General features: G+C 62.9%; 21 protein-coding genes and 2 pseudogenes. 13 read left to right on the top strand and 10 right to left on the bottom strand.

Features of this window, described 5'->3' with window-relative positions:
- Positions 1 to 146: 146 nt before the first annotated feature.
- A complete protein-coding gene (locus EHW12_RS32105; protein WP_064113927.1) occupies positions 147 to 524 on the bottom strand; it encodes a hypothetical protein in 378 nt (125 codons plus the stop codon).
- Between the two features lie 778 nt (positions 525 to 1,302).
- On the opposite strand from EHW12_RS32105, the gene EHW12_RS32100 reads away from it, so the two are divergent.
- The 11 genes and pseudogenes from EHW12_RS32100 to EHW12_RS35645 all read left to right on the top strand — a co-directional run.
- Positions 1,303 to 2,403: an AAA family ATPase gene (locus EHW12_RS32100; protein ID WP_125053207.1), complete on the top strand. Its 1,101-nt coding sequence runs from the start codon at positions 1,303 to 1,305 to the stop codon at positions 2,401 to 2,403.
- A complete protein-coding gene (locus tag EHW12_RS32095; protein WP_125053205.1) occupies positions 2,400 to 3,638 on the top strand; it encodes a VWA-like domain-containing protein in 1,239 nt (412 codons plus the stop codon). The genes EHW12_RS32100 and EHW12_RS32095 overlap by 4 nt, the downstream gene beginning before the upstream one ends.
- Entirely contained in the window at positions 3,635 to 3,829 is a 195-nt protein-coding gene (locus tag EHW12_RS32090; RefSeq protein ID WP_125053203.1) for a hypothetical protein, read from the top strand. The genes EHW12_RS32095 and EHW12_RS32090 overlap by 4 nt, the downstream gene beginning before the upstream one ends.
- Positions 3,826 to 5,013, top strand: a complete 1,188-nt coding sequence (locus EHW12_RS32085; protein ID WP_125053202.1) for a hypothetical protein — start codon at positions 3,826 to 3,828, stop codon at positions 5,011 to 5,013. The genes EHW12_RS32090 and EHW12_RS32085 overlap by 4 nt, the downstream gene beginning before the upstream one ends.
- 70 nt (positions 5,014 to 5,083) lie before the next feature.
- Complete coding sequence (locus EHW12_RS32080) at positions 5,084 to 6,379, top strand: AAA family ATPase (RefSeq protein WP_125053200.1); 1,296 nt, start codon at positions 5,084 to 5,086, stop codon at positions 6,377 to 6,379.
- A 29-nt stretch (positions 6,380 to 6,408) separates the two neighbouring features.
- On the top strand, positions 6,409 to 6,702 hold the full coding sequence (locus EHW12_RS34855) for a hypothetical protein (protein WP_164490658.1): 294 nt from the start codon (positions 6,409 to 6,411) through the stop codon (positions 6,700 to 6,702).
- 198 nt (positions 6,703 to 6,900) lie between these two features.
- On the top strand, positions 6,901 to 7,116 hold the full coding sequence (locus EHW12_RS32075) for a hypothetical protein (RefSeq protein WP_003941254.1): 216 nt from the start codon (positions 6,901 to 6,903) through the stop codon (positions 7,114 to 7,116).
- Positions 7,117 to 7,419, top strand: coding sequence for a type II toxin-antitoxin system PemK/MazF family toxin (locus EHW12_RS32070; protein WP_064444829.1), 303 nt, complete (start codon positions 7,117 to 7,119; stop codon positions 7,417 to 7,419).
- A gap of 34 nt (positions 7,420 to 7,453) precedes the next feature.
- The gene (locus tag EHW12_RS32065; RefSeq protein WP_241199212.1) at positions 7,454 to 9,412 is read left to right on the top strand and encodes a hypothetical protein; all 1,959 of its coding nucleotides are present in this window, start codon (positions 7,454 to 7,456) and stop codon (positions 9,410 to 9,412) included.
- A pseudogene (locus EHW12_RS32060) lies at positions 9,412 to 10,208 on the top strand (hypothetical protein). Before EHW12_RS32065 ends, EHW12_RS32060 begins: the two are co-directional and overlap by 1 nt.
- A 172-nt stretch (positions 10,209 to 10,380) precedes the next feature.
- Positions 10,381 to 10,488 (top strand): annotated as a pseudogene (locus EHW12_RS35645) (ArsR family transcriptional regulator); the annotation flags it as partial.
- A 153-nt stretch (positions 10,489 to 10,641) separates the two neighbouring features.
- Here EHW12_RS35645 and EHW12_RS32055 read toward each other — a convergent pair.
- The 9 genes from EHW12_RS32055 to EHW12_RS32015 form a co-directional block, all read right to left on the bottom strand.
- A complete protein-coding gene (locus tag EHW12_RS32055) occupies positions 10,642 to 12,789 on the bottom strand; it encodes a cation-translocating P-type ATPase (protein ID WP_011133432.1) in 2,148 nt (715 codons plus the stop codon).
- Complete coding sequence (locus EHW12_RS32050) at positions 12,782 to 13,174, bottom strand: DUF3703 domain-containing protein (protein ID WP_011133433.1); 393 nt, start codon at positions 13,172 to 13,174, stop codon at positions 12,782 to 12,784. The genes EHW12_RS32055 and EHW12_RS32050 overlap by 8 nt, the downstream gene beginning before the upstream one ends.
- A gap of 27 nt (positions 13,175 to 13,201) precedes the next feature.
- Positions 13,202 to 13,531 (bottom strand): metalloregulator ArsR/SmtB family transcription factor, encoded by a 330-nt coding sequence (locus tag EHW12_RS32045; protein WP_030538015.1) that lies wholly within the window; start codon positions 13,529 to 13,531, stop codon positions 13,202 to 13,204.
- A 311-nt stretch (positions 13,532 to 13,842) separates the two neighbouring features.
- On the bottom strand, positions 13,843 to 14,562 hold the full coding sequence (locus EHW12_RS32040) for a TIGR02206 family membrane protein (protein WP_037127360.1): 720 nt from the start codon (positions 14,560 to 14,562) through the stop codon (positions 13,843 to 13,845).
- Positions 14,563 to 14,651: 89 nt separating this feature from the next.
- The gene (locus EHW12_RS32035) at positions 14,652 to 15,071 is read right to left on the bottom strand and encodes a Rieske (2Fe-2S) protein (RefSeq protein WP_011133436.1); all 420 of its coding nucleotides are present in this window, start codon (positions 15,069 to 15,071) and stop codon (positions 14,652 to 14,654) included.
- Positions 15,068 to 16,201 (bottom strand): metal transporter, encoded by a 1,134-nt coding sequence (locus EHW12_RS32030; RefSeq protein ID WP_037127376.1) that lies wholly within the window; start codon positions 16,199 to 16,201, stop codon positions 15,068 to 15,070. The genes EHW12_RS32035 and EHW12_RS32030 overlap by 4 nt, the downstream gene beginning before the upstream one ends.
- A 128-nt stretch (positions 16,202 to 16,329) precedes the next feature.
- Positions 16,330 to 17,391, bottom strand: coding sequence for a multicopper oxidase domain-containing protein (locus tag EHW12_RS32025; RefSeq protein WP_011133438.1), 1,062 nt, complete (start codon positions 17,389 to 17,391; stop codon positions 16,330 to 16,332).
- A 245-nt stretch (positions 17,392 to 17,636) separates the two neighbouring features.
- The gene (gene lspA / locus EHW12_RS32020) at positions 17,637 to 18,119 is read right to left on the bottom strand and encodes a signal peptidase II (RefSeq protein WP_051721011.1); all 483 of its coding nucleotides are present in this window, start codon (positions 18,117 to 18,119) and stop codon (positions 17,637 to 17,639) included.
- 50 nt (positions 18,120 to 18,169) lie between these two features.
- Positions 18,170 to 19,090: a cation diffusion facilitator family transporter gene (locus tag EHW12_RS32015; RefSeq protein ID WP_030538018.1), complete on the bottom strand. Its 921-nt coding sequence runs from the start codon at positions 19,088 to 19,090 to the stop codon at positions 18,170 to 18,172.
- Positions 19,091 to 19,269: 179 nt separating this feature from the next.
- Here EHW12_RS32015 and EHW12_RS32010 point away from each other — a divergent pair, with 179 nt between their 5' ends.
- Together EHW12_RS32010 and EHW12_RS35640 are read left to right on the top strand one after the other, a co-directional pair.
- Positions 19,270 to 20,865 carry a bifunctional copper resistance protein CopD/cytochrome c oxidase assembly protein gene (locus EHW12_RS32010; RefSeq protein WP_241199211.1) on the top strand — a complete coding sequence of 532 codons (1,596 nt, stop codon included), beginning with the start codon at positions 19,270 to 19,272 and terminating at the stop codon, positions 20,863 to 20,865.
- A complete protein-coding gene (locus EHW12_RS35640) occupies positions 20,823 to 21,218 on the top strand; it encodes a cytochrome c oxidase assembly protein (RefSeq protein WP_241199210.1) in 396 nt (131 codons plus the stop codon). Before EHW12_RS32010 ends, EHW12_RS35640 begins: the two co-directional genes overlap by 43 nt.
- The last annotated feature ends 60 nt before the right edge of the window (positions 21,219 to 21,278 follow it).

Here is a 21,278-nt window from a genome sequence, read left to right as displayed (position 1 = left end):
CCACACCCCAAAGCTACCAAAAAGATGTGTACATACTTTTTTACATATAGAAACCAACAGTGCGAGTTGAAGGCTGGACAGATGACACGCAAAAGCGCCGGTGAGCGATGTGCTCACCGGCGCTGGAAATGCGAGATCGCCCTATGTCACCAGCGCTGAAAACCGGTGACGTACGTGCCATTCCAGAGCGCCGGGTCGCTGAGCGTGATGGAGACACGACCTCCGTGTGAAGCTGCCTCGTCGACGATCTGGTCGACGGTGGCGTAGACGACGTTCCCGGTGGGCTGATAGACGGAACCAGGGCCGAGGTTCACGCGCCAACCCCGATCCGGGATGGGGCCGAGGAGGTTGCCGGCATTGGTGTCGGCGATGAATCGGGTCTCGTTCTGATCGAAATTGACTCCGACAAATCCGTTGCCGGAATACGGGGTCGCGGCAGAAGCGGCACCCGCCCCGAGGAGGGCCACAGCACCGGCCGCTACCGGGACCAACAGTGCAGCTACAGCCATACGTGAACGGGACATGGAAACCTCCTGTGACGCGAAGGCTGCATCTTCCGCAACCAACTTTGATGTAACTGACGGTAGCGCAAAACGTGATAACCGAACATTTGCGACAACATGACGTCGGTCACGTTAGCGGTAGCGCAAAGGCTCGCAATCTGGGCATTCATACTTTATGACTAGGCGAAACAGGGCTGATCGCCCCTAGGTGCGGAGGCGGAAACGGACCGCTTGCCGCTTTCAGCTCCAAATGAGTAAATGCCTGGCACTCAACCCGGTCGGTCGGATCACCGACTGCATCCGCCTGCCCGGCGGCCCGGCCACCTGCGGTGTCCCCCAAGAGGATGCTCCGCTTCGCTCCGCTCTGTAGAAGCGAAAAGATCCTTTTTCCTTCCTGTCCTTCCGATCTTGATCGACGTGCTCGTCACTTGTGTGGACGCCATCACCGCGGTGCCGGCCACCTAGACGGTTGCGGAGACGGCCGTGATTGTCTCGGGGCGTGCGGGATCACTGGTTCTGTCTGGCTCGCTGGGGGTTCAGACGATACGAAGTGTTTCCCAGTCCGGACCGCAGCCCGAGTGCGAAGAGTTGGCACTCCACGTCGTTGGCGGCCTTTCGTACCTCGTACGCGGTGGTGCCGGCAGTCGGGCGTGGTGATCGTTTCTCACGTCCCCGGCACAGGGTGCGCCGGGGACGTGAGAAACGATTCTAGCGCCTATTTGTGCAGTTCAACCTATATAATTGGGGAGTCTAATTCGGTAGCGGACCTGACCAGTTCGCTCGATTCTGGAGGATTCCTGTGGCTGATTTGGCTACTGCTGTGACTGTGTTGGATGCGAATGGGCGGGCGGGTGTGCCGTCGTTGCTGATTTCGGGTCCGGGGATGGGCAAGTCGAGTTTGGTGCGTGGGTTGGCTGCGGCGGATGGGGTGTTGTGCAAGACGGTGTTGGGGTCGTTGCGTGAGCCGTCGGATTTCGCTGGGTTGCCGGTGGTGCGGGAGCACGGTGTGACGTTGGAGGCTCCGGCGTGGGCGAAGGAATTGGTGGCCGGTGGTGGCGGGTATCTGTTTCTGGACGAGTTGACGACGAGTCCGCCTGCTGTGCAGGCGGCGATGTTGGCGGTGGCGCTGGATCTGACTGTCGGTGATGTGCAGTTGCCGAAGGGAACTCGGGTGATTGCGGGGGCGAACCCTCCGGATTGCGCCGCTGGTGGGTACGAGTTGGAAGCGCCGTTGGCGAATCGGTTCTGCCATGTGGAGTTCACGCCGTCTGTGGATGAGTGGTTGGACGGTATGTCGACGGGGTGGGGTGCGCCACCTGCCTCGCGTGCGGTGGCCACCGATGAGCAGCGGGTTGCGTTGGTGCGCAGTTCGATCACCGGCTTTGTGCAGCGCAATCCTGATGCGTTGGATGCGTTTCCGTCGTCGGCGGCGCAGACCGGTGGCGCGTGGCCGTCGCGTCGTACGTGGTCGATGTTGGCGGCGGTGTTGCCGCATTTGCGCGAGGACGACAACGCGGCGATCAACACGGCGGTGTTCGGGTTGATCGGTGAGGGCGCGGGCGTGGAGTTCTTGGAGTGGCGACGTAGCGCCGATCTGCCCGATCCGGTTGCGGTGGTGGAGAATCCCGAGTCGGCGTTCGATTGGCAGTCGCGTCCTGATCTGGTGTGGGCAGTGTTGTCCGGTGTCACGGCGTGGGCGGTGGGGCGCGGCACGGTGGAGGCCTGGCGCAGTGCGTGGGGTCCGCTGATCGCGGCTGCGGAGGCGGGCGCACCGGACGTGGCGGGCGCGGCGGCGCGCACGCTGGCGAAGGCGCGACCGGCGAAGGCGACTGTCCCGGCGTCTGCACGTCGGTTCGCGCCGATGTTGACCGCTGCGGGTCTGATGGAGGCGGCGGCATGAGCGGGGTTCGGGTGCTCGCGCCGGATGAGTTGCGGGCGTTTCGCCTGGCACGGCTGGTTTCTGCCGAGCAGATGCCGTATTTCATGCGGGCGTTGTTCGCGGCGCAGCCCGTTGCTGCACCGGGGTTGGGAACGTTCGCGGTGGATGCGCAGTGGCGGCTTTATCTCGATCCGGCGTTGTTGGTGGGCGCGGGTGCGTGGCCGGTGCCGGTGGCGGGTGCGGTATTGCTGCACGAGGTCGGGCACTTGCTGCGGGCGCACGGTGTGCGAGGGCAGTCCTTGCCGAAGCCGGCGGCGCACGTGGCGTGGAATTACGCGGCGGACGCGGAAATCAACGACGACTTGCTGGCGGCGGGCGTCGGGTTACCGGACGGGGTGATCACTCCACAATCGTTCGGGTGCGAGGACGGCGGAATCGCAGAGGACTACTACACGCACCTGATCGATCCGGCTACGGGACAACAGTTTCCAGACGACGAAGATGTGGGATGCGGGTCCGGTGCGGGGTGCGCGCCGGTGCCGGGGGAGTTGGGCGCGGCAGCGGGGGAGGTCGCGGACGGGTTGGACGGCGCGGAAGCAGATCTGGTGCGCCGCCATGTGGCGCGGGCGGTGCAGGCGGCGCAAGGAAAGGGGCGCGGGAGCGCACCGGCAGGATTGGCGCGTTGGGCTGGTGAGGTTCTCACGCCGCCGACAGTGCCGTGGGATCGGCTGTTGCGCGCGGTGATCCGGCGCGCGCTGGCAGATCAGTCGGGGCGGACGAACTACAGCTATGCGCGTCCGTCGCGGCGCAGCGTGCCGGGGATCGTGGCACCGGCGATGCGGGGTCCGTCGATCACGGTGTCGATTGTGATCGACACGTCCGGGTCCATGTCGGCGGCGGATCTGTCGGCGGCGATGGGTGAGGTTGCGGGTGTGCTGCGCGCAGGCGGTGTAGCGCGGGAGCGGGTACGGATTCTCTCGTGCGATGCGAAATCGACGTCTGCGCAGGCGGTGCGGTCGGTGGCCGATGTGGTGTTGGTGGGCGGCGGCGGTACGGATATGCGCGTCGGGATCGACGCGGCGAACGCGGCCCGTCCTGCCCCGCACGTGGTGATCGTGTTGACGGACGGGGATACGCCGTGGCCGGATCGGCCGTCGCGGGCGCATCTGGTGTGCGCGGTGATCGGCAACGACGCCGCACTGGCGCGGACCCCGGACTGGGCGTCGAGTGTGCAGATCCCGGTAGGTGCGTCGTGAACGCGGTGAGCGGTGACCTGTTGCGGTACGCGCAGCAGGTGTTGACCGGCACCGGACATGCACCGGATCAGGTGGCGAGCGTGGTCGCCGGTACCGGCGAGGATGCGGCGGCGCGGGCCTTGCGTGCGGGGTGGGAGTGCGCTGCGAATCCGGTGGTCGGGGCGTGCGAACAGACGGAGGACGTGTCGTGAGCGTGGAATGGTTCGATCTGGCTCAGCGTCTCTATGCCGCCGAAACAGGGCGCCCCGTTGCTCGGCTCGCACACACTACGTTCACCCCGTCAGCGTCGGCGCTGGCGGTGCGGGCGACGGTACGCGGCGGCAGTGTGAGCGTGTCCGCTGCGTCGTTCGGTGGAGGTGAGGAAACCGCGTGCGACGAGGCAGGGTTGGCGTTGCTCGCACGGTTGGGCGGCACACTGGCGGCGGATACCCCGGCGATGTTGCTCACCGACGACACCGGCACGATCCCGGCCCTGGTGGGGTTGGCGCGGACGCACGCTCACCACAGTGACCCGAACATCTCCGGTAGCGCCGCGATGGTGGGGTGGTGGGCAGATCGCGCGGATCATCCCGGCACGACGGCAGTGGTCAATCTTCCGGCCGCCTCCAGTGCCCGCTACGTGCTCGGCGTGGTCCCGGAAGCGCAGCGGTCGGCGCGGGTGTGGCGGACGTGGTTTCAGATCACCGACGAGAGTGTCGCCGGGATGCACGAGTGGGCGCGTGCAGTCGGCAGTGGCCCGTTGTTACCGCTGCTCGCTGCGATCGGTGAAGACGACGCCTATTCGTTTTCTCGGGCACAGTCCGCACTGGTGGACGGTCACGACTGGTCACGTCCCGACAACACGGCCAGCGCCGCGATGGGCCTGCGAAGTCGTTGTGACGCAGCAGATGTGATGTCATCAGCCTTGCTCGATGATCCGATGTGGCGCGAGCGCGCACTGCACACCGGCCACGTCGCGGTAGGTGTGGCATCGATGACGCCGCCACCGAAAGGCTCACGTCGGCGGGGTGGGTCGCTGTCGGTGACGTGCGAGCGTCTGGATTCACGCCTTCGGGTCGGATCTGCTGTCACCGGGTGGGTCGGTACACCGCGACGGCGTCCGTTCGAGCAGTTCACCGTCGAGGTCACATCGACCGAGGTTGTCGGCGGGAAGTTGGTGCTCGGACTCGGTTCGGTGGGGATGTATGCGCCGCCGAGTGGCGCGTCGGTGGTGTTGATGCCGCAAGCGGCGTCACCGCACACGATGCGCGCTGGTCGTGGCCGGTACTGGCGGCTCTACCGAGGGCGGCGGTCCTGGCTTTCGACGGGGCAGACACCCGTCCCTTCCCGGCGTGAGGTGCCGTTGGACGTGCTCATAGCAGGCGCAGAGGAATAGCACCGGCAGCATACCTGCCTTAGGTAAATAGCCAGTTCAGAAGCTTTTTTCAGGAAAGGTTTGATTCGTCATGCGCATTACTGCCTCGTCATCGGATATCGCCGCCCCCTCCGGCCCGGTCCCGCCGCGCCCGCCTGCTCCGTCACTGACGGGCTGGCCGGGGTCGGAGATCATGGCCGACCCGATCACAGCGCGTGTGCTGTTTTCGGTGTGGTCGGGTGATCCGGCGGTGGTGGTGCCGTCCCCTCCCGGTGCGGGCAAGACCCGCTTGGTTGCACTGCTGGCAGCGGCGTTGGCGCACCGCGCGGATCTGCGCGTGGGGATCGCGGCGCAGACCCGCGAACAGGCGGTGGAGATTGCACGCCGGTTGGGAACACTCACCGACCGCGCCGCCTTGATGTGGAAAGCGAAAGCACCGGCACCGGACAGCGGCGACACACCGGTGGTCTCGGGACAGAAAGTGCGCTGGCAGGGCGACGTCGGTGCAATTCTGATCGGCACGACGGCGCGATGGTTGTTCTCGGACCCAGACCGAGTCGGTGCGGACGTGTTGATCGTGGACGAGTCGTGGCAATGCACCTACGCCGATCTGGGAGCGCTGGGAGCCATGGCGAAACAGGTGGTGTGCGTCGGTGATCCCGGCCAGATCGACCCGGTGGTGACCGGCGATGTATCTCGTTGGGAGGGAAGCGAAACCGCACCCGATCTACCCGCCCCGATTGCACTGTTGGCGGCACACGGCGACGCGGTGGGGATGGTGCGGTTGGCGCACACCTGGCGACTCGGACCCGCCACCACAGCACTGATCGCGCCACTGTTCTACCCCGACCTGCCGTTCACCTCCAAGCGGCCCCCGGAACACCTCACCGATTCGAGCGGAGCCGTGTGGCCCGAATTGGCACACCGCCCGATCACAGCCTGCGGAGGCCCGTCCGATCCGGCCCTGGTGACCGCATGCGCCGCGCGGGCGGCGGAACTACTGGCAGCGGATCTGGTCACCACCACAGGCCAGCGGCCAATGACGGCCGCCGACGTGGCCGTGGTGGTCCCGCACGTGACCCAGGCTGCGGCAATCCGTGCCCTACTCAGCGAGCACCCCGACGTACTGGTCGGCACCGCCAACTCGCTGCAAGGCCTCGAGCGCCCTGCCGTCGTGGTGCTGCACCCATTGGCGGGATACCGGACCGCCGAACCCTTCAACCTCGACGCGGGCCGCACCTGCGTGATGCTCTCGCGTCACCGCGCCCACATGTCCGTCGTCATCGATGACACGACCGCGAGCGTCCTTGCACACGGTGCGCCGTCGCCCGCGCTCGAGGTCCAGACCGGCCTGTTGGCCGCGCTGCACAGCACCCCCGCTGTGTAGTTCACCCGCAAGGGAAAGGGACACAACACATGTCCGAAACAACGAAGCCCGAATACCGTGCACGCGCCTGGGAAGGAATAGACACATTCGACGCAGTCGCGGCATCGACAGCAGGCGGCAGCAAGCACGATGACTTCCGCTACGAGCAAGACCCCGAGTCGCAGATCCACGACAACGGCGTCCGCGCTGTGCGGGCAGCGGACGGAATGATCGCGTATGCCCGCCGCTGCGGTACTGGCACCGAAGAATTGCCCACCGTGTTCGCGGATTTCCTCTCCGATGCACATCACTTGGCCGACGCGTTGGGCGTCGATTTTCGGTGATGCCACACGCAATGGGGAGGGGCATTTTCGCCGCCGAGTTGTACAGCACCGGGTAATCGGGGCACTGACGGTCGGACAATCCACGGACGTTCGGCCGGCAGTCCCCGGCACCGGGAGTGTCAGGGGCGGTGGTTGCAAGGAGATGAATGGATGTGGGACCGGTACCGGTTTACATCCCAATTCGGTATCATGATGGTTATGAGTACGCAGATCGCGGTACGGCTACCCGAGGACATCGTGGCGTTTCTCGACAGCGAGGTCAGCGGTGGGCGTGCGAAAAGCCGTGCTCAAGTCGTGCTTCGAGCGTTGGAGCGTGAGCAGCGTCGACAGTTGGCGGTCCGCGACGTGGAGATCCTGTCTGACGGCGCGGGTAGCGATGTGAATATCGCTGCCGCGCACGGGAAGAAGAACTGAGTGCGCCCGATCCACGAGGCGCAACTCGGAGATCTTTGTCCGGTGTTGGTCCTGACGAGGGAATTGGTTCGGCCCCACCTGGGGACGGTCACTGTTGCCCCCATTCGTTCGAAGGGGCGGGGGTTGTCGACCGAACTGAGTTTAGGTGAAGGCAACGGCGTCGAGGACGGATCGGTTGTCGACTGCGACGGGGTGACGACCATCCCCGTGTCGGCTCTCGGGGTGAATCGAGGTTTTCTCTTGCCGGCTCAGGAAGTGTTGTTGAGCAGGGCGTTGCGATCAGCATTTGATCTCGAGTCATGAGGACATCAGGAGCGACGATGGGGGAGAGATGGTGGTGAAGAAGTGGGAGCAGATTCCCCTGTTCGACCTCGATCCTCCTCCGGTGCCCGAAGTTCAGGGGGATGGTCCTGAGGTCGATTCTGAACCAGCGCTATTCGATCTCGACGACGCCGCGGCACCGGAATGCGATGCTGACGCGGATGGCGCATCACCGAATGCGGCAGATCGCGCCGACACAGAGTCAGACGTCGAGCCAGAAACCGGTGAAAGCACCGATGCCGATCGTCACGGTGCCGGCTCGACGTCGCCCGTGTCATCGGTCTCGGACACCGAACCAGTTGTGCCCCAAGATAAGCCCATTGCTGACGTGGGGCCGGAACCTCCCCCGGCGTCCGAACGGGGCGCAACCGAACCGGCCGCCCTTCCTCCCGCCAGCGAGGCAGCAGACGGCCACGCCGTCATTGTCACAGCAGCCGGCACCTACACACCATCTGGCCACACACTCACCGGCCCAGTCGATTCCATCGAAAAACTCGACAAACTCATCAGATGGGCAACGCTCACCCCGCTGGGCGCACCGGCACAGATCTGGATAGTCGGAATCGAAGCCTGCGAAATGCTCGGATGGATCATCGACCCAGGCAGCGAAGACGATGTCGACGACATGGAAATCCTCCGCACCCGCGCGGCCGAAGAACTCACCGCGATCCTCCACGCCACGCTGACCCCCATGCTGACCGCAGGATGGGAACTCCGCGGAGAACCCGGCCACGTCGTTCACCTCTCCCGCACCACCGGGAACTTCACATCCATGGTCGACATTTTCATCGAACCCTACGTGTGGACCTACTGGAACAAAGACTTCGGATGGGGCAATCGCGTGGGGGACATGGGGATCCTCGGATCACCCACCGCCGGAACCTACCTCCCCGACGACGACCTCCCCGCTGCCCAGGAACTGGGACGCCGACTCGCCTGGTGCGCACAACACCTCGGCGTGCTACCCGGCCCCACCCCAGCACGCACCGGCGCCGCCATCGTCGACAAGATCAAACGCGACCGCACCCGCAGCGGTAAAGGAATCGTCGTCACTGTCGGTGGACCGGTCCCACCGCTGGACGGCGAACCCCGCGGAGATCTCGAACCTGCCCTCGGATGGACCCGCATCCCGGACCTCGAAGAACTTTCCGACGCAACACAACTGGTATCGATAGACCAACGAGCTGCGTACCTCGCTTCCGCTGGCATGCTCGAATTCGGCTACGGAAAACCTCGACATCTTCGCGGCGAGAACGCGCTCGACGCTGCGCGGCAATCGAAAACCCCGTTCGGACTCTGGCGTGTAACCCTCCCACCGGGTGACATGCTGGCGCTCCCACCCGCTCTACCGTTGCCTCACCCACACATGCTCGCCGACCAACCTGTGCAGACCTGGATCACCACCGTCAGCCTCGATGCACTGCAAACCTCTGTCGCCGATGGCGGAATCGGCGCAGAACTCGACGACCTCGACATCGCAGAAGCATGGGTCTACCCCGAACAAGGTCGAGCCCTCGACAAGTGGGCCAAGATCCTCCGCGAAGCCCGCAAAGTTGCCGTCGACACAGGCGACACAGCAATGAAACGGTTCCTCGGCGCCTGCTACAAGGGCTACATCGGCCGAATGGTCAACCCCGACATGTGGACCGCCAAACAAATGCAACACCACCACCAACCGCTCTGGCGAGCAGCGATCATCGCACACTGCCGCTGGCGAGGCCGCCGCGTCGCGATGCGCATCGCACGCGAAACCGGCCGATGGCCGCTGCGTACGGTCACCGACTCCTGGGTCTACCCCCTGCCCCCTGGCATCGACATCGCAGACGACAGTGACGCACTCGGGAAAATGACTCTGGAAAAGAGTGCCCCGCTCACCGAGGACATAACCGTCATGCTGACCGACGCACGCGACACCCACGAGATCAACCTCGCACTCAAAGCTGCGTTCACCGACGAAGATGAAGGAAACATATAGTGGCCCTGCATCTTCCGAAACCGCGATCAACCAAACCCGCACAAAAGACTGTCGGCTTGGACGGACTCAACGTATCCGTCTCGACAGCAGCGACCAGCGGTATCGAAAAATCGAAATCGGTCAAAAGCGGGGGATTGGCCGGACTCACCAGCAAAGTCTCCGTACGCCAGATCCGTACCGAAATCGGCAAAGAAGGCCTACGGCAAGCAGCTGTCGACGCCGGAAGAAAGCCACCCTCTGACCGAACACTGCGCCGCTGGGCGCAGCAAGGACGAATCCCGCACCCCGACGTCACCGAACGTGCACAACGGCGAGCCGCCATCGAACGCCTCGGCGGAATTGATGCTGTCGCAAAGAAAATCGGCCGTTCACGATCAGCGGTCTCTCGCTACCGTTCCGGCGAAACGAACGAACTGCGCGCTGACGCGAAAAAGAAACTCAAGAACGTCAAAGCTCGCGACATCATGGACCGCGCCGGCGTCCTACGACCCGACGGACGACCCAAAAAGGCCACCATCCGAGTCCGCGGGGAGTGTCCGTCCGCAACGGTTCCGAGGAGGGTTACGACTATCGAGTGCGTACCCTCGACTTCGCGAACTCCGACAGCCCCTTCAGTCTCGACGAAACACGGGAACTCGCCATGGCTTTGGCAGGCGACGATCATGCCCGGGTGGTGGCGATCCTCGAACGTCACGCCACGATGGACTACCCCGAGAACAAGGGATTCGACCAGTACGGCGACACTTTCGGATTTCACTTCGATTCCATCGAATCCGTCCACATCGACTGGACCTAGATAGGTCATTGCGATCGCACCTCGCCGATCCGATGGCAGCCCAATTGGTCTGGATAGGCGGCTGCGTACGAGGTAGATTCACGTGAACGCGAGAGCCTCGTCACGCTCTTGCCAGCACGTACTCGGTGTTCGACAAGCACGCAACGTAAGTGCTTGGAAGTTGGTGGCGGGCAATGCGACGGGATTTCGGACCATCGGGATCCGGGAGAAAATCGCCTAATTCGACGGAATAGGGCGCGATACAGTCCTTCTCGAACGCCGGACAGCAGCGCATTCCTGATCTTCTGAACCGTCAATCGAAGCATTTTCGGCAACCGATCCGTCATATGTGATCAGTGACTCGAAGCAGCGCTTAGTGCGAGTGCCGAGGGATGGCGAGCGGGTTGATGAGTCACGATTCCCGCCGGTCTAGGCGGTTCCTCGTGGCCGGATGTCACGTTCCGCGTTGGTGAGTCTCTATCGGCTCCGGATCAGCGGTTTCACAGCAAGAGCAACCGCCGTCGGATTCGCCGTCGGCTTTCGTGGGGTGCGGTGTAGTCAGCGTCAACATGGTGGGCGGTGTGCCTTCGCGCTTGTTCAGTGTCAGTGGTGCAGGTGCAGGTGTGCAGCAAGCGTCACCGAGATCGTGACGTGGCGGCGCAATGCTTACGTTCAACTGGCCCGTTGTGCGCGGAATCTCGGGTTGGCCAGGCAGCGGCGTGGTGCGTGCCGCGCGAATCGCGTTCGCGATGACGAGGACTTCGGCGAATTCGTGGACGAACACCACGGTGGCGAGTCCGAGGACACCGGTGGCGGCGAGCGGGATGAGGACCCCAATGATGGCCAGGGAGAGCCCGATATTCTGCAACATCACCGCCCTGGCGTGGCGGGCGTGAGTGAGAACCTGCGGTAGATGCCGCAGGTCCTCACCCATCAGTGCGATGTCGGCGGTTTCGATGGCGACGTCGGTGCCCATCGCACCCATGGCGATACCGATGTTCGCGGTGGCCAGCGCGGGGGCATCGTTGACTCCGTCGCCGACCATCGCAATGTGACGGCCTCGCGCGATGTCTGGGAGCAGTCGGGCTTTGTCTTCGGGGAGCAGTTCAGCGTGGACGATGCCGATTCCGACTTGCCCGGCCAGGGCCTGTGCGGTGCGGTGATTGTCACCGGTGAGCATGGCTGTTTCGATGCCGAGTGCGGTCAGTTGGCGGATCGCTTCGGGTGCTTCTGGTCGTAATTGGTCGCGGACGGCGATCGCCGCGACCACCACGCCTCCACGTTCGATGAGGACGACGGTGGCGCCCTCGCGTTGGAGTCGGTCGACATCGGCTGCAAGGGCACCGGGTTCGACCCAGCCCGGTTTTCCCAGCCGCAGTACTACGCCGCGATGTGTGCCGTGCAGTCCGTGTCCGGCGACGGCAGTGACGTCGTCGGCCGGATCGACGGTCTCGGCGGCGTCGAGGATTGCTCGGGCGAGTGGGTGTTCGCTGCGAGATTCGAGTGCTGCTGCGGCCGAGAGTGCTTGTTCGCGTGTGGTTCCGGGCGTGGTGACGACGTCGATTACTTCGGGTGCTCCGGCGGTGAGGGTACCGGTCTTGTCGAGGGCGACCACCGTGATGCGGCCGAGTTCTTCGAGTGCAGCTCCTCCTTTGACGAGGGCGCCGTTTCGGCTTGCGGCACCGATCGCCGCCACCACTGACAGGGGTACTGAGATTGCGAGTGCGCAGGGTGATGCGGCAACGAGCACCACCAGTGCTCGTTCGATCCACAGCATCGGATCGCCGAGGAGCGTGCCCATTCCCGCGACCAGTGCGGCGAGGACCATGATTGCCGGTACCAGGGGGCGGGCGATGCGATCGGCAAGGCGTTGGCCGGACCCCTTACGATCCTGGGCTTCTTCGACGATGTGCACAATCCGAGCCAATGAGCTGTCGGAGGCGCGGGCGGTGACGTCGACTTCGATGGCTCCGCCGCCGTTGATCGCCCCCGCATGGAGTTGATCGCCCGGTCCGGCTTCGACGGGCACCGATTCGCCGGTGATCGCGGACAGGTCCAGGCTGGTGGTGCCGGCGGCGATGGTGCCGTCGGTGGCGGCGCGTTCACCGGGGCGCACGAGCATGCGGTCACCGACGGTCAACTCGTCCGGTTCGATCGTGACTTCGCGGCCGCCGCGCAGGACGGAGACGGTCGGCGGCACCAACGCGAGGAGCGCTCGCAGGCCGCGCCGGGTTTTGGTCACGGCATAGTGTTCGAGGCCTTCAGCGACGGAGAACAAGATCCCGAGCATCGCGGCTTCGTTGATCTGGCCGAGCGCGATCGCGCCGATCGCGGCGATCGTCATCAGGGTTCCGACGCCGATGCGGCCGTGGCGCAGGTTCACCGCGGTATTCGGTACGAAGGTCGATGCCGCGATGATCGCGGCGACGAGAGCTACGGCGGTGCCGGCGGCGGTGCGTCCGATCAGCCAGGAGATCGCCAGTAGAAGCGCTGCTGCTGCGGCTATCTGCAGGTCGCGGACATGCCAGAGTCGTTGCTCACTCTCGTGCACCTCGGTGGCGTCTTGCGCGCTGGGGTCTGGGCCGCAGCATGCGTCAGCCATGAGTGCTCTCCGGTTCGGTTGCAGCGTCGGAGTCTTCGGTGTTGCTGCGCGCTAGCAGTTTCTGTATGTCAGCCGGGATCGGCATCGGTGTCATCAGCCCGACAGCAGTGCGTCCGGTGTTGCTTACCGGATACCGCCCACTCAGCGATCCGGGCGCGGCGACCACAATGCGGAGGACTTGACCGAGTGCTTCGCGTCGATCATGTTGCCGCAGCGCCAGGTTGAGCATCGAGAGGTGGTTGCGGGTATGCAGCCACGGATGTGGCTGCGAGAGGATATGGGGGCGTTCGAGGTGACTCCACCGGACCGTGTCGTCGGACGCGGTGTGCGCGGAAGACATTTCACGCTCGTACAGTGCGCGAACTGCGGTGGTCGGCGTAGACATGGCGGTTCCTCCCTATTCGTGACACGGTCAGCAGCAGCCTTCGGCATCCGATTTCGGGCACAGAGTGGGGTCGACGGCGAGGACGAGGTCCATCAATTGTCCGAGGGTGTCCCCGATCCGTGGATCGGCCAGCTCGTAGCGCGTTCGGCGGCCCTCGGGGACGGCGACGACGAGTCCGCACCCGCGCAGGCAAGCGAGGTGATTCGAGAGAATCTGACGCGATACCCCGATCTGGTCGGCGAGGTCCGACGGATACCCCGGGGTCTCCCGCAGGCTGAGCAGTACCTGGGTTCTCGTCGAGTCCGAGAGGGCGTATCCGAATCTTGACAGGGCGTCCCGATGCAGCAAGGTATCCATATCAACCATAATACAGAATATTATGAATACAGGAAATAATGAATAGTCTGCGGTATGTCGACAGACGCCTCTCGTTATAGGTGTCGACGATTGGATCAAGCACGTGCCGACGAACTCGCGTGGGTGAAACTCCGAGTCGCCGATCGGAGCGTGCGCCGCCCACCGGATCCACATACCGGTTGAGCAATCACATCTGCCGCTCTCGTTGGCCTGCCACTGGGCTGCCCGGCAGTTCTGTTGGGCGGGACTCTGTGCAGATTGTTGTTGTGAAGCAGTCCAGTGCCAGGGGCGCGAAGGTCGAGCGAGGGCGGCTAGCCCATAGGTTGATCTGCGGCATCCTTGTCGAGACTCCCGTCTCTCTCCCACGGCCACGTCATCAGAGCCCAGATGACGAATACGATCGTCATCCCAGAAAACAGATACACCGGCCACGGACCCATCAGATCCAGCAGCGATGCGGTGGAAGGTTTGGCGTTGAGAAAGCCGTAATTGGTATCGGCGACGCGATTGAAGATGAAAGTGACTATCGCCCATGTGAGCGTGACCAGTACCGCGAGGCGGTAGCTGCGCCATGTAGGTCGCATTCTCCGGCCCCACGTGAGATAGATCGCGGCCCAGACGACAAACAGGTGAATCGCCCAGAAGACAAGAAACTCGTAACCGGGGAAGTCTGGCCCGGCCAGAGCCGGTGAAATCAACGCCTGCGTACTCAATACAAGCCCCCAGTAGTAGGTGAGGGCGAACGGCCAATGTCGGTGCGACCACAATGCGTAGATCGCGGAAACTGTCGCGAGATCGGTGAGTTGTAGGGGTACGGATCCTCCTAGCGTGGGCGAGGACAGCGAGTAGAGCACCGCCGAGCCGTATATCACCGCCAGTATTCCGCCGAGGACGCGGCTGAGGTGGCGAGCTTGCACCTCGGTCTGTCTACGTCCCGCAAAGATCAGAAACACCGAACCCACGACAAACAGAGCGATGACGGCCCAATGCGATAGGCCGTACGCCGAAAACTCGGGTTGCGCAGAATACACATCTCTCACTTCCTCGGCGCCGCCGAACGCACTGCTCCATGACAACCTTCGCAGATAGCTGTTCCAGTTCGGAAGTGCCGTTCTCCGGCTTAGTTGACGATGATCGTGTCCCCAGTGAGAGAAAGGGGGTAACTGTGTAGGGACTTCTGAGCCGGTCGTTGCACGACCGAGCCATCGACGATGGAGTATCGGCTGCCATGACATGGGCAGTTGATCGTTCCATCGCTGACCTCGGAGACTACGCATCCCTGGTGGGTACATACCGCAGAGAAGGCTTGGAACACGCCTTCCTGCGGCTGGGTGATCACGACTTGCTCGTCCGCCAGAATGACTCCGCCGCCGACAGGAACCGCTGATATCGGAACCTCGGCACTGCCCAGGGTTACGCCGGGTGCATTGCTGTTGTTCTGGGTGCTACATCCGGCGACGGCGAGACAAGTTGTTGCGCAGGCTGTTAGGAGGACCGTTCGGCGCCCGACCTTGATGTCGGATGGATCGATCGTGCTCATGCGGGGACCACCAAACCAGTGAGAAACATCAGGAGTATTCCGACGCCGACGCCGACGAGGACCAGAGGGTCCAGGTCTGAGCGGCCTTGTGTGCGCAGGGATGGTGCGATTTGGATGATGACTTGAATGATTGCCCCGACACCGACTCCGAGCAGCAACGCAGATACTTCACGGTTGTCGACGCCCGCTCCGATAACAGCACCGAGGATTGCCGGCGCACCCGCGATCAACCCCAATCCCAACAAGGTCAGTAGGGGGGTGCGTCGCCGAGCCAATGGGGCGATGATCGCGAGCCCCTCTGTTGTGTTGTGCAGGGTGAATCCGATGACGAGGAATGCGCCGAGTGCAAGTTCACCTACCGCATACGCGGATCCGATCGCGAGGCCTTCTCCGAGGTTGTGCAATCCGATGCCGATGGAAATCATCAGTGCCAGGCTGAGTTCGGATGCGCCTGTCGTGCCGGCTCGGCGCCGTTTTCCTCTCAGATAGCGGTCGATGCACGTGAGCGTCAGGAAGGCGATCACCGCGCCGAGGACGACGAGAGTGCCGCCGCCGAAGGCTCCGCTCGAGGCTGCTGCCAGTTTGAACCCTTCACTCGTGCCGTCGAAGATCAAGAAGGCGAGTAGGCCGACCGTGACGGCCAGTACGAATCTGACTGCCCTGGTGCCGGCGCGCCGCATCACCGGCAGCAAGAGCATCCCGAGCAGGACCGGGATGATTCCGACGTATGTGCCCAGGAGGGCCATCAGGCCGAAGAATGCCACTCCGGGGGCGGGAGTTGCTACAGCAGCGGGAATTTCGTGTTCGATGACCAATCCTGTGGAGGTGAGCATCGATACGAGGTACGGCTGGCCGGTGATCCACGGGTAGTCGAGGGTGACCGTCTGGGACTCGAGTCTGCCGATGGGATCTGCAGCTCCTACCAAGTCGACGAATGTGTCGTTCACGGCAACTTGCGCGACGGTCACCGCGTCGGGGCCGGTGTTGCGTAGCGTCAACGTGATTCGGCCTGGTTCGAGGGCCGTCCGTTCGACGGAGATGTTCTCGATCGGTGGGCCGGTACGTTCGGGAAGGCTTTGTCCGGCGAGCATTGCCAGCGCAGTCAAGGCGACGACGATGATCGCGAGCACTGCAGCGCCTCGGAACCAAAGGCCAGCGCGAGATGTGTCGCCGTGATCGGACTCTGTCTGCGCGGAACCCGCAGCGCCAAGGGAATTCTCATGAGTGCTCGTCGGAGGGGTTGAATTCGGGGCGTCACTCATTCGGTCACCTCGAAGAACCCCATCCAGCCCAGATCGGCGAATTCAGTCTTGTGGGCGTGGAACATGTACTTGCCCGGGTGGGGAAAGCGCAGTTCGCATATTCCACGTTGGCCCTGGGCCTGGACGATCGTGTCGGTGAATTCGCTGGGTTCGAGCCGTGTCCCGGTCGGGTAGTAGTCGAAGAAGTTTCCGTGGATGTGGAAGCTGTTGATCGGGTCGTATTCGAGGATGTTGACCAGATAGATGCGAACCAACTCGCCTCGTTTCACCTGTACAGGTTCGTGCATGTAGTGAAAAGGGATGCCGTTGACGGCGTAGAGCTGATTTCCTTGTCCGTCGAAGGTGGTGTTGTAACCGTGCATCACCATCACCATTTCGTCGGCCGCTGGACGGCCCTGAGCGGGATCGACGATGAATGTGCCGTACATTCCGCGGGCAATGTGCTCGGCGAGCGGACTGACGTGGCAGTGATAAAGATGCAATCCGAAAGGGGTGGCATCGAATTCGTAAGTGAATGACTCTCCTGGCTCGATGATGCCCCGGCCCACCCCGGGAATTCCGTCCATTTCAGCGGGATGGATTCCGTGAAAGTGCATCGTGTGGGGGTGCGCGGAACCGTTGACGAACTTCACTCGGAGCCGGTCTCCCTCACTGCACCTCAATGCGGGACCCGGAATGCGGGAGTTGAAGGTCCACGCGGGATAATAGACTCCCGGTGCTACCTCGATCTCCTCGTCCGCTGCAAAGATCTCCCACTCGCGTAACGTTCGGCCGTCAGACGATACGGAAGTCGTCCCGTAGTCGAAGTCACGCAGCATTGCGGTGGGATGAAATCCGTTGGCGAGGTGGTTCACCTGCCGACCGGCCCGAAAGGTCGCACCGCTCGTGCCGCCGTGACGGACTCCGCCGTCTCCGTCAGGTGCGGCGGCACCCGGGTTGGTGTCTCCGGGATGCTCGGTAGGCGATGCGCCCGCCACTCTTCCTGCGTTCATCATGAGTCCGGCTGATCCGGCGAGCGCCCCGCCGATCAACAATTGGCGCCGCGAGGGTGCGCTCATGGCCACCCGACCGAAGCATCGACATTCTTAACAGTCAAGAGAGTCACACCTCAAAGTTTGTCATGCCAAACTTTATTTTCATAGTCCCCAAACTATCCGAACTGATTTGACCGAAGCCAGGCGGACCTCGCGAATTTTCGACGAGTGGGGGCGTCGTGGTTTCGCCACCTCGAACCGCAGAAGTTCGAAGAGATGGGCTGCTGCCCCGCCGACAGCGCTCCGGCTCCCTCCTCGCGCGAGTCAGGTCACACGGATTGCGGGCGCTGAATCTCGGGTTCGGACCCGCACGAGGATTCGACCAGCAGCGACACGACGACCAGGATGAATCCACAGGTGAGGTAGGTATCGGCAAGATTGAAGGTGGGCCACCAGCCGGTGTGGAAGTAGTCGGTGACCTTCCCGTCGAGGGCTCGGTCGACCACATTGGAGGCAGCTCCGGCGACAATCAGAGCGAAACCGATCACGGCCACCCCACGACTTTGCGGGACACTCCGCCAGGCGTATACGGCGATTCCAATGGTGGCGAGAGCGGTAAAGGCGATGATGACGGCACTTGGCAGCTGATTACCCAGGCTGAAGGCGACACCACTGTTGTATGCCAGTCTCAATCTGACGACGCCCAGATCTATCTCGTTGGACCCGGAAAGGTGCTTCCGTGCAACGGGTTCAACCGCCAGAGCTATGCCTGCCGAAATAAGCGCTGTTGTTACGAAGAGTGCTCGTCTCATGCGATATGTGGTTTGTTGTTCGTGTTCCGGGGCAAGTGCCTCGCTGGCGCTCACCACGGAAGCTCCTGGCAACGCCCGTCGCCCGCAGCAGGTTCCACTTGCAGGGTCGCGTGCACGAGATCGAACTGCTTGGCCAACAGATCCTGGGCCACAGCAAGAACCTTGGTCGGATCGGACTCGTCATCGATCGTCAGATGAGCCGACGCAACCTCCATGCCCGATGTCAGCGTCCAGATGTGAAGGTCGTGGGCGTCCTTGACTCCGGCGATCCCCTGCAAGGCTTGCGTCACCTCGGTGATGCTCACGCCCGCGGGGGCATGCTGGAGCAGGATTCGCAGAGCATGGCGCCCGAGATTGTATGCACGCGGTAGGACGAACAAGCCGATCGCAACGCCGATTACCGGGTCTGCGTATCGCCAGCCGAAGATCAGTGTGACCAGTCCGCTGATCAGGACTCCGACGGATCCGAGCATGTCCGCCATGACTTCGAGATACGCGCCGCGAACATTGATGCTTTCCTTTGCTCCGCTGCGAAGCAGCAAAAATGCCGCGATGTTCATTACGAGGCCGACGACAGCGACAATGCTCACAGGGAGCCCCGGAACCTCAGGTGGATCGGAAAGTCGACCGGCTGCTTCGTAGAGAACCCATCCGGCGACACCGAACAGGAGTAGAGCGTTGAACAAGGCTGCGAACACTTCTGCCCGATACATACCGAACGTGCGATCAGGGCGCGATCGTGCCCTTTGAGCAAGCAAGATGGCTGTCAAAGCCATGAGGATGCCGAACACATCGGTGAAGACGTGTGCGGAGTCGGAGAGCAGGGCGAGCGATGACGTGGACAAGCCCACGATGACTTGCGTGACGAACGTGACCAGGCCGAGTCCGACGGCTATCCACAGTTTGCTGACATGTTTACCGGATGCACTCGCAGCCTGTTCTGCAACACCGTGCCCATGACCGTGACCCATCTCGATTTGCCCTTCTCTGTCGTCGACCACATGGTCGCATTGTCATATGCGCATATCTGATGATTGGAGGGCTTCAGTAAACCCCGACTGAAACCCCCTTGCAACTATCGGTCATAGTATTTTGGTCCGGAGCGCCGATCGCGCGGGCGAGATCCACACCCCGAGAGGCCCCACCCGCAATGATCGAAACCGAACCGGATGACACTCGCGCCGATATTCTTGTCATCGGACGACCCACGCGGAAAGTGTTGGGATGGGGTGTCGTAGCCGCGATCACTGCAGCGGTGTTGGCTAGGGCGTCAACATCCGAAGCGCTGCGATTGCTCGGACTTCCTGATCCAGGTCCCCTGACCACTTACGGACTCCCCGCAGTGATGGCGTTCGGCGAGGTTGCCGCCGTGATTACCGTAGGCAGTCTGCTTTTGGCTGCCGTTCTCGTTCCGCCTCAAGCTTCAGGTGTACTCGATGTCGACGGATATCTGGCGCTACGAACCGCAAGCGTCGCCGCCGCTATCTGGGCGGTATGCGCGGCGCTTCTCGTTCCACTCACCCTCTCGGACAGTTCAGGCCAACCTCTCTCCGTCGTGTTCGCCGATCCAGGGCTGTTCGCTCGCGCGATTGCGGACATCGATGTCACCACTGCATGGGCATGGACCGCAGGACTCGCACTCGTGCTCGCGATTGCGTGTCGTCTGACCCTGCGATATTCGTGGACACCGTTACTCCTCGCATTCGCTTTGTTCAGCCTGCTCCCCAGGGCACTGTCGGGTCACTCCTCCTCGGGAGGATCCCACGACATCGCCACGAACAGTTTGGTTCTGCATATCCTTGCGGCGTCGATCTGGATGGGAGGAATAGCGGCTCTCGTGCTGCATGCCCGCAGAAAGGGGAGCTATCTCGACTTCGCCGCGCGCCGCTTCTCGGCCGTGGCACTCATGGCGTTCGTCGTCATAGCGATCAGCGGTGTGGTCAACGCTGCCGTGCGGGTGCCGCTCACCGAGGTGTGGAGTAGCACCTACGGTGTCTTGATTCTTGCCAAAGTCGCCGCCTTGGTCCTCACGGGACTGGCGGGTTGGCGCCAACGGAAAGTCGCGATCGCCGAACTGACGAAGGACCCCGGCGACGGTCGCACCTTCATTCGTCTGGCAGTGGTGGAGTCGGTCGTTCTCGCAGTAACCGTCGGTATCGCCGTCGCGCTGGGCCGCACGCCGCCCCCGGCGCCCATGGAACGACAGGATCCGAGCAGAGTCGAGGAGGTACTCGGGTATGCGCTCGATGGCGTACCGACTGCGGGCCGCTTGCTCGTCGACTGGCGATTCGATCTCATTTTCGGAACTCTCGCCGTGGTGTTGGCTGCGTGCTACTTCGTCGGCGTTTTTCGCCTCCGGCAGCAGGGCGTGCAGTGGTCGACGTGCCGATCGGTCAGCTGGGCTCTGGGGTGCCTCGTGTTGCTTGTCGCAACATCGTCGGGAGTGGGTAGATATGCACCCGCAGTGATGAGTGTGCATATGGCCGCAACGTCCGCCGTGGCGGTCCTTGCTCCACTCTGTCTGGTCCTGGGCGCCCCGTTCACGCTGTTTAGGCTCTCCGTTCGACGATCGTCCGGAGATGCGCCCGGGCTGAGGGAATGGGCGCAAAGCGTGTACAGAGGCTCCTGGTTCCGATTCGTGTCCCAGCCCTATGTGATTGCTGTGATTTTCGCCGGAGCCCTGCCTCTCCTTTACCTGGGGGGATGTACAGCGCTGTCGCCGGCTCGCACGTCCCCCATCTGGTGATCAATGGCACCCTGCTGATCTGCGGTTTCATGTTCTTCTGGGTCATGGTCGGCGTCGATCCCTTGCCGAGACGAGCAAGCCCCGCAATCAGAACGGTCCTTCTTCTGGCGGCGTTCTTCGCCTATGCGTGCCTCGCAGCAGCCTTGATTGCCACTGACGCGGTGATTGCCGATTGGTACTTCACATCGTTGCAGCGAGGTTGGCTAGAGGACCTCGCACGAGATCAGCGCCTCGGTGCCGGACTGATACTCGCTGTCGGAGTAATTCCCCTGGCAATTGCTACAGGGATCCTTGTCATCAGGCGCTGTGCGGGTCGAGAGACCGACTCTCAGCAAGTCAGGAGGGAAAAGTGAGTACTCGCAGTGAGGCTTTTCATCGAGAGTGTGATCTCTTGTCAACGCCCGATGAAAAAC

This window comes from Rhodococcus sp. NJ-530, assembly GCF_003860625.1.
In the GTDB taxonomy this organism is placed as follows: Bacteria; Actinomycetota; Actinomycetes; order Mycobacteriales; family Mycobacteriaceae; genus Rhodococcus_F; species Rhodococcus_F qingshengii.
Note: the sequence above shows the minus strand (reverse complement) of the source record. Positions and strands in the feature narration are given on the sequence as shown.

Coding starts and splice junctions, on each gene's coding strand:
- EHW12_RS32105 (WP_064113927.1), bottom strand. CDS start 524: ATGTCCCGTTCACGTATGGCTGTAGCTGCACTGTTGGTCCCGGTAGCG.
- EHW12_RS32095 (WP_125053205.1), top strand. CDS start 2,400: ATGAGCGGGGTTCGGGTGCTCGCGCCGGATGAGTTGCGGGCGTTTCGC.
- EHW12_RS32080 (WP_125053200.1), top strand. CDS start 5,084: ATGCGCATTACTGCCTCGTCATCGGATATCGCCGCCCCCTCCGGCCCG.
- EHW12_RS34855 (WP_164490658.1), top strand. CDS start 6,409: ATGTCCGAAACAACGAAGCCCGAATACCGTGCACGCGCCTGGGAAGGA.
- EHW12_RS32075 (WP_003941254.1), top strand. CDS start 6,901: ATGAGTACGCAGATCGCGGTACGGCTACCCGAGGACATCGTGGCGTTT.
- EHW12_RS32055 (WP_011133432.1), bottom strand. CDS start 12,789: ATGGCTGACGCATGCTGCGGCCCAGACCCCAGCGCGCAAGACGCCACC.
- EHW12_RS32050 (WP_011133433.1), bottom strand. CDS start 13,174: ATGTCTACGCCGACCACCGCAGTTCGCGCACTGTACGAGCGTGAAATG.
- EHW12_RS32045 (WP_030538015.1), bottom strand. CDS start 13,531: ATGGATACCTTGCTGCATCGGGACGCCCTGTCAAGATTCGGATACGCC.
- EHW12_RS32035 (WP_011133436.1), bottom strand. CDS start 15,071: ATGAGCACGATCGATCCATCCGACATCAAGGTCGGGCGCCGAACGGTC.
- EHW12_RS32025 (WP_011133438.1), bottom strand. CDS start 17,391: ATGAGCGCACCCTCGCGGCGCCAATTGTTGATCGGCGGGGCGCTCGCC.
- lspA (WP_051721011.1), bottom strand. CDS start 18,119: ATGAGACGAGCACTCTTCGTAACAACAGCGCTTATTTCGGCAGGCATA.
- EHW12_RS32015 (WP_030538018.1), bottom strand. CDS start 19,090: ATGGGTCACGGTCATGGGCACGGTGTTGCAGAACAGGCTGCGAGTGCA.
- EHW12_RS32010 (WP_241199211.1), top strand. CDS start 19,270: ATGATCGAAACCGAACCGGATGACACTCGCGCCGATATTCTTGTCATC.
- EHW12_RS35640 (WP_241199210.1), top strand. CDS start 20,823: ATGTACAGCGCTGTCGCCGGCTCGCACGTCCCCCATCTGGTGATCAAT.